Origin of the sequence: Thermoflexus sp., assembly GCF_034432235.1 — a bacterium.
Classification (GTDB): domain Bacteria; phylum Chloroflexota; class Anaerolineae; order Thermoflexales; family Thermoflexaceae; genus Thermoflexus.
Genome location: NZ_DAOUCJ010000043.1, coordinates 1 through 5,889 on the forward strand (window position 1 = coordinate 1; position 5,889 = coordinate 5,889).

The 5,889-nt window shown below is 66.8% G+C and carries 6 protein-coding genes; 4 read left to right on the top strand and 2 right to left on the bottom strand.

Annotation, left to right across the window (positions count from 1 at the left end):
• Nucleotides 1-230: 230 nt before the first annotated feature.
• Both VAE54_RS05175 and VAE54_RS05180 read left to right on the top strand, forming a co-directional pair.
• Nucleotides 231-1,157: a LysM domain-containing protein gene (locus tag VAE54_RS05175; protein ID WP_322800873.1), complete on the top strand. Its 927-nt coding sequence runs from the start codon at nucleotides 231-233 to the stop codon at nucleotides 1,155-1,157.
• Entirely contained in the window at nucleotides 1,154-1,348 is a 195-nt protein-coding gene (locus VAE54_RS05180) for a hypothetical protein (protein ID WP_322800874.1), read from the top strand. The genes VAE54_RS05175 and VAE54_RS05180 overlap by 4 nt, the downstream gene beginning before the upstream one ends.
• A gap of 84 nt (nucleotides 1,349-1,432) precedes the next feature.
• Here VAE54_RS05180 and VAE54_RS05185 read toward each other — a convergent pair whose 3' ends face one another.
• A complete protein-coding gene (locus VAE54_RS05185; protein WP_416223774.1) occupies nucleotides 1,433-2,452 on the bottom strand; it encodes an ABC transporter ATP-binding protein in 1,020 nt (339 codons plus the stop codon).
• A complete protein-coding gene (locus VAE54_RS05190) occupies nucleotides 2,416-3,402 on the bottom strand; it encodes an ABC transporter ATP-binding protein (protein WP_322800876.1) in 987 nt (328 codons plus the stop codon). The genes VAE54_RS05185 and VAE54_RS05190 overlap by 37 nt, the downstream gene beginning before the upstream one ends.
• 358 nt (nucleotides 3,403-3,760) lie before the next feature.
• On the opposite strand from VAE54_RS05190, the gene menC reads away from it, so the two are divergent.
• Both menC and VAE54_RS05200 read left to right on the top strand, forming a co-directional pair.
• Complete coding sequence (gene menC, locus VAE54_RS05195) at nucleotides 3,761-4,870, top strand: o-succinylbenzoate synthase (protein ID WP_322800877.1); 1,110 nt, start codon at nucleotides 3,761-3,763, stop codon at nucleotides 4,868-4,870.
• A 17-nt stretch (nucleotides 4,871-4,887) separates the two neighbouring features.
• On the top strand, nucleotides 4,888-5,709 hold the full coding sequence (locus VAE54_RS05200; RefSeq protein ID WP_322800878.1) for a tRNA (adenine-N1)-methyltransferase: 822 nt from the start codon (nucleotides 4,888-4,890) through the stop codon (nucleotides 5,707-5,709).
• Nucleotides 5,710-5,889 lie beyond the last annotated feature (180 nt).

Below are 5,889 nucleotides of genomic sequence, written 5' to 3' on the forward strand. Positions count from 1 at the left end.
CCGACGGGTGATGGGACCGCCTCCGGAAGCAGCGGGATAGCCCCTGGCCATTCGCCCATTCCGATGGGAGCTCAACCACCCCGTGGGCGTGCAGCGAAACCACCCGCCCCACCCCGACTGAGCTTTCTGGCTTATAATCAAAAGCACTGGATCTTAAGATATTGGAGGAGCCCAATTCGATGACCCCCTTATCGAGAGGTTCGGCCCGCGGGGCGGGGATCCGGCGTGGGATGGCGGCCCTGATTTTATTAATCGCCGCCGCATGTGGGCGGGTGGTTTCGGAGCGTCCGTCTCCTTCCCCATCGCCCGGCTCCCCGCCCACTGTTCCTTCGATGGGCACGCCGGTGGTGGTGCGGGTGCCTACCCCCACCCCGATCCCGACGCCGACGCCCAGCCCGACGCCGATCCTCTATGTGGTGCAGCCCGGGGATACCCTTTATGGCATCGCCCTGAAATACGGGGTCTCGGTGTCCGCCCTGCAGGAGGCGAATGGGATCACCGATCCCACTATGCTCCGGATCGGCCAGGAGCTGGTGATCCCGGCACCGGGCCCGGAGGGCGAACCGGCGCGCCCTCCCACCCCCACCCCCATGCCCCTGCTGATCCAGGGATTCGGATGCACGGCCAGCGCCATGGGCAGCCTGAGCTGCATCGGCGAGGTGATGAATCCCCAGCCCCATCCGATGCGAAACGTTCAGGTGCAGATCGTCCTTCGGAATGGGGAAGGGCAGGCGCTGACCAGCGGGATCGCCGGGACGGGCCTGGATATCCTGATCTCGGGGGGACGGTCTCCCTTCGCGCTGGTCTTCAACACGGTTCCGCCGGGTTATGCCCGGGCGGAGGCGCAGGTGATCCGGGCGGAGCCGACCCAGGAGCCTGGGAACCGCTACGGACGGGTGGAGCTGGCCCGGGCAGAGGGGCGTGGGGAGGGGGCGGATTTTGTGGTCCGGGGCCAGGTGCGCAATGCCGACGCGGTGCCGATGCGCCGGATCAATGTGGTAGTGGCTTTCTACGATGGGCAAGATCGGCTGCTGGGGTTCCGGCAAATTGTATTCGCGGAAGAGGCAACCGGTCCAGGGGCCGCTCGGGACTTTGAAGCCCGGTTCGCGGCGGCGGGCGTGAAGACCTTCCGGGTGTTCGTGGAGGGACAGCGATGAGCAAGCGGGGCCTGGGCGTGGCGATGCTGGGAGCGGCGCTGCTGATCGCCGCGGCTCAGGCAGGGATTAACTGGTTGCGTCTGGGGCGTTCGGCGGAGTGGGGCCCGTTCCAGCAGGCCGCCCTCGGGGTGGCCGGGCTCATCGCCCTGCTGGCCCTGCCGCTCCTGTGGCGGGACGGCCGCCCGGCTTAATCCGGGCGGGGTGGGGCGCTTGTGCCCCACCCCGGTGAAAGCCGTCCCGTGGGAAACCGAAAGGCGTTTCCCACTCCGCGATCCTCAGGCCGCCAGATGGCACGCCACCCAGTGGCCGGGGCGGACCTCCCGCCACTCCGGCTCCACGTGCTTGCAGATCTCCTGGGCGATCGGGCAGCGGGGATGGAACCGGCAACCGCTGGGCGGGTTGACCGGGCTGGGCACTTCCCCTCGCAGGATGATCCGCTGACGCCGGGCCTCCACCGCCGGATCCGGCACCGGGACCGCGGAGAGCAGGGCCTGGGTGTAAGGATGCAACGGGTTCTCATATAGCTCGATCCGATCCGCCAGCTCGACGATCTTCCCCAGATACATCACGGCCACCCGGTCGCTGATGTGCCGGACCATGGCCAGGTCGTGGGCGATGAACAGGTAGGTCAGGTGGAAACGCTCCTGAAGCTCCTGGAGGAGGTTCACGATCTGAGCCTGGATGGAGACGTCCAGAGCGGAGATGGGCTCATCACACACGATGAAATCCGGCTGCAGGGCCAGCGCCCGGGCGATGCCGATACGCTGGCGCTGCCCGCCGGAGAACTCGTGGGGATAGCGGTCGGCGAAGATGGGATTCAGCCCCACCAGACGCAGCAGCTCCTCCACCCGCTCCCGTGCCTCCTTCCCCCGGGCGATGCCGTGGATCTCCAGGGGCTCGGCGATGATCTGGCCCACGGTCATGCGGGGGTTGAGGGAGGCATAGGGATCCTGGAAGATGATCTGCATGCGGCGCCGCATGCGCCGCAGCTCCCTGCCCTTCAGCTGCGTCAGGTCAACGCCATCGAAGACCACATGGCCTCGCGTCGGCCGGTGCAGCTGCAGGATCGTCCGGCCGACGGTCGACTTCCCGCAGCCTGACTCCCCCACCAGCCCCAGGGTCTCGCCACGCCGGATCTCGAAGGAGACCCCATCCACCGCGTGGACGTAGCCGATGGTTCGGGTGAAGATGATCCCCCGGGTGATGGGGAACCACTTCACCAGGTTTTCCACCCGGAGCAAGACCTGTCCGTTCCGATTCACCGCGGCCTCCCGGTCTGAACATCCACCCAGCATGCCATGCGATGGTTCGGTGCGATCTCCTCCAGTCGGGGGTTCTCTTCCCAGCAACGATCGAAGGCGTAGGGGCAACGCGGGGCGAAGGGACAACCGCTCGGCAGCTCGAGCAGATCCGGAGGCATCCCATCGATGGATACCAGCCGCCGACGCTCCCGCCGGTCCAGCCGGGGGAGGGACCCGAGCAGCCCCAGGGTGTAGGGGTGTCGGGGGTTGTGATAGAGCTCCAGGACTGGGGCTTCCTCCACGATGTAGCCGGCATACATGACGGCCACCCGATGGGCCAGCCCGGCCACCACCCCCAGATCGTGGGTGATCCAGATAATGGCCATCCCCAGCTCATCCCGAAGCCGCTTGACCAGATCGATGATCTGAGCCTGGATGGTCACGTCCAGCGCGGTGGTGGGCTCATCGGCGATGAGGATCTGCGGGTGGCAGGCCAGGGCCATGGCGATCATCACCCGCTGGCGCATCCCACCGGAGAATTGATGGGGGTAATCGTTCAGGCGCTCCGCGGCGTTCGGGATTCCCACCATCTGGAGGAGCTCAATGGCCCGCTGGCGCGCCTCGTGGGGAGACATGTTGAGATGGGTCTCCAGGACCTCGGTGATCTGCCGGCCGATGGTGAGCACCGGATTCAGAGAGGTCATGGGGTCCTGAAAGACCATAGCGATCTTCGAACCCCGGATGCGGCGGATATCCGCCTCATCCAGCTTCAGCAGATCCACTCCCTGGAACAGGACCTCGCCCTTCGTGATGCGGCCGGGCGGCTGGGGGATCAGCCGCAGGATGGAAAGCATCGTCACGCTCTTCCCGCTCCCCGACTCCCCCACGATCCCCAGCGTCTCCCCCTCATGAAGCTGAAAAGAGACCCCGTTGACAGCATGCACCACGCCATCCCGCGTGAAGAAACGCACCTCCAGGTTCCGAACATCCAGAAGCGGCGGCATTGGCTCCACGCCTCGCGTTCAGGATCCCATGCCTCCAGGCATCGCTCGCGCATTCGGCCCGGGCGACATGCATTAGAATGATAGGCAAGCGAGGAGCATCTGTCAAGATCCTTTTCACGGATCTTCGGGGAGCCGTTCGGACATCGGGGTTCTGGATCCGGCCCCTGCACGGGCTCCAGCCCAAGCGCAAGGGGTTTTTCACAGCCCATCCGGCCGGCCCTGGACCGGTTCAAAGCCATCGCTGAAGGCCGTGCTCGATCTCCTGTTCTGAAGGCCAGCTTTTCATCGAGGTTCCATGCGCGCACGCCGGAGGAGCCTAGACGGGCCTCCTCCGCCAGCCCAGTCGGAGCGATGGACCATGGTTGTCGAACGCGTGGAGCTCCGCGTGATCCGGATGCGGCTGAAGGAGCCCTTCGAGACCTCCTTCGGGCGGGAGCATGATCGCGAGGCCATCCTGGTGACCGTATATGCGGATGGCCTGGAGGGATGGGGCGAAGTGGTGGCCTCGCGGGATTTCGGATATTCCTATGAGACCATTGAGACCGCCTGGCACGTGCTGCGGGCTTTCCTGATCCCGGCGGTGCTGGGGCAGGACATCCCGGACATCGAAACGGTGGCCCGGGTCGGAGAGCGGCTCCGGGGGCATCCGATGGCCCGCGCCGGCCTGGAGGCCGCGTTCTGGGATCTCCTGGCCCGCCAGGCCGGCCTCCCCCTCGCCCGCTATCTGGGGGGGACCCGCGATCGGGTTCCGGTGGGCGTGAGCATCGGGCTCCAGCCCACCGATGAGCTCCTCCTGGAGAAAATCCGGGGTTATCTGGAAGAAGGCTATCAGCGCATCAAGGTCAAGATCAAGCCAGGCCGGGATGTGGAGATGATCGCCGCGATCCGCAGGGTGTTCCCCGAGATCCTGCTGATGGCCGACGCGAACTCCGCCTATCGCCTGGAGGATGCGGATCGCCTGGCCGCCCTGGATGAGTTCCACCTGATGATGATCGAGCAGCCGCTCCACTGGGACGATCTCTATGAGCACTCGCTCCTCCAGGCGCGCCTGCGCACGCCCATCTGTCTGGACGAAAGCATCCACACCGCCCGGCACGCCCGGGCGGCCCTGGAGATGGGCGCCTGCCGGATCATCAACATCAAGCCCGGGCGGGTCGGCGGGCTGCTGGAGGCCAAACGGATTCACGACCTGTGCCACGCGCGGGGGATCCCGGTGTGGTGCGGCGGGATGCTGGAGACCGGCATCGGGCGGGCGGCGAACGTGGCCTTGGCCTCGCTGCCCGGCTTCACCCTCCCCGGGGATCTCTCCGCCAGCGATCGCTATTACCACGAAGATCTGATCGATCCTCCCTTCGTCCTGAACCCGGATGGCACGCTGAGCGTGCCTCCGGGGCCCGGCCTGGGCGTGCACATCGATCGACGGAAGGTGGATCGAGCCACCCTGCGAATGGAGGCTTTCCAGATATAGCTCCGCCGGGGAATTCCATGGAGGCCGTAGCCAAAGCCGGGGATCTGGCGCTGCTCATCGGACCGGGCGGGAAGCCCTTCCTGGTCCGACTGGAGCCGGGCGGACGTCTGCATACCCATCGGGGGATGGTCGCCCACGAGGATTGCATCGGGCGGCCGTGGGGGACCGCCGTGCGCTCCCATCGAGGGGAAGTCTTCTGGATGCTGGAGCCCTCGATGGAGGAATTAATCCGCTACCTACCCCGCCAGACCCAGATCCTGTACCCGAAGGACATCGGCTACATCCTGTTGAAGCTGTCCGTTCGGCCCGGGCGCCTCGTTCTGGAAGCGGGGACCGGGAGCGGCGGATTGACCCTCGCCCTGGCCCAGGCGGTCTGGCCCCTGGGCCGGGTGGTGACCTATGAAGTGCGGCCGGAGATGCAGGCCCTCGCCCGTCGGAACCTGGAACGGGTGGGGCTGGCCGAGATGGTCACCTGGCGGATCCGGGATATCGCGGAAGGGTTCGAAGAAACCGAAGCCGATGCCCTTTTCCTGGACCTGCCGGAGCCCTGGGCCTATCTGTCCCAGGCGGCCGCGGCCCTGCGCAGCGGCGGCTTCTTCGGGGCCATCCTCCCCACCGCCAATCAGGTGATCCGGCTCCTGGAGGCCCTGCCGGCCCACGGCTTCGGGTTCATCGAAACCGTGGAGATCCTCCTGCGGCCCTATCACACCGTGGGCTGGCGCTTCCGCCCCGCTGACCGGATGGTGGCCCACACCGGATTCCTCATTTTCGCCCGGCGCCTGCAGGAGCCTGTCGGGCCGGAGATCCCCATCGGGGAGCCCGAAGCCCCGGAGGCTTGAGCGTCGAAGGCCCGGGAGGACAAGGGCCCACCGAGCCCCCGGGTTCCCCTGGGCCCGTGGGATCGCCGGAAGGTTTGCCCCTTCCACCGGCTCCATCCCCCGCTGGCTCCAACCTATCCGGGCCACCGGCCCCTGTCCCCCCACGATCGGGACAGACCGATCCCTCATCGATGGGGACCA

Coding starts and splice junctions, on each gene's coding strand:
- VAE54_RS05180 (WP_322800874.1), top strand. CDS start 1,154: ATGAGCAAGCGGGGCCTGGGCGTGGCGATGCTGGGAGCGGCGCTGCTG.
- VAE54_RS05175 (WP_322800873.1), top strand. CDS start 231: ATGGCGGCCCTGATTTTATTAATCGCCGCCGCATGTGGGCGGGTGGTT.
- menC (WP_322800877.1), top strand. CDS start 3,761: ATGGTTGTCGAACGCGTGGAGCTCCGCGTGATCCGGATGCGGCTGAAG.
- VAE54_RS05190 (WP_322800876.1), bottom strand. CDS start 3,402: ATGCCGCCGCTTCTGGATGTTCGGAACCTGGAGGTGCGTTTCTTCACG.
- VAE54_RS05200 (WP_322800878.1), top strand. CDS start 4,888: ATGGAGGCCGTAGCCAAAGCCGGGGATCTGGCGCTGCTCATCGGACCG.
- VAE54_RS05185 (WP_416223774.1), bottom strand. CDS start 2,452: ATGCTGGGTGGATGTTCAGACCGGGAGGCCGCGGTGAATCGGAACGGA.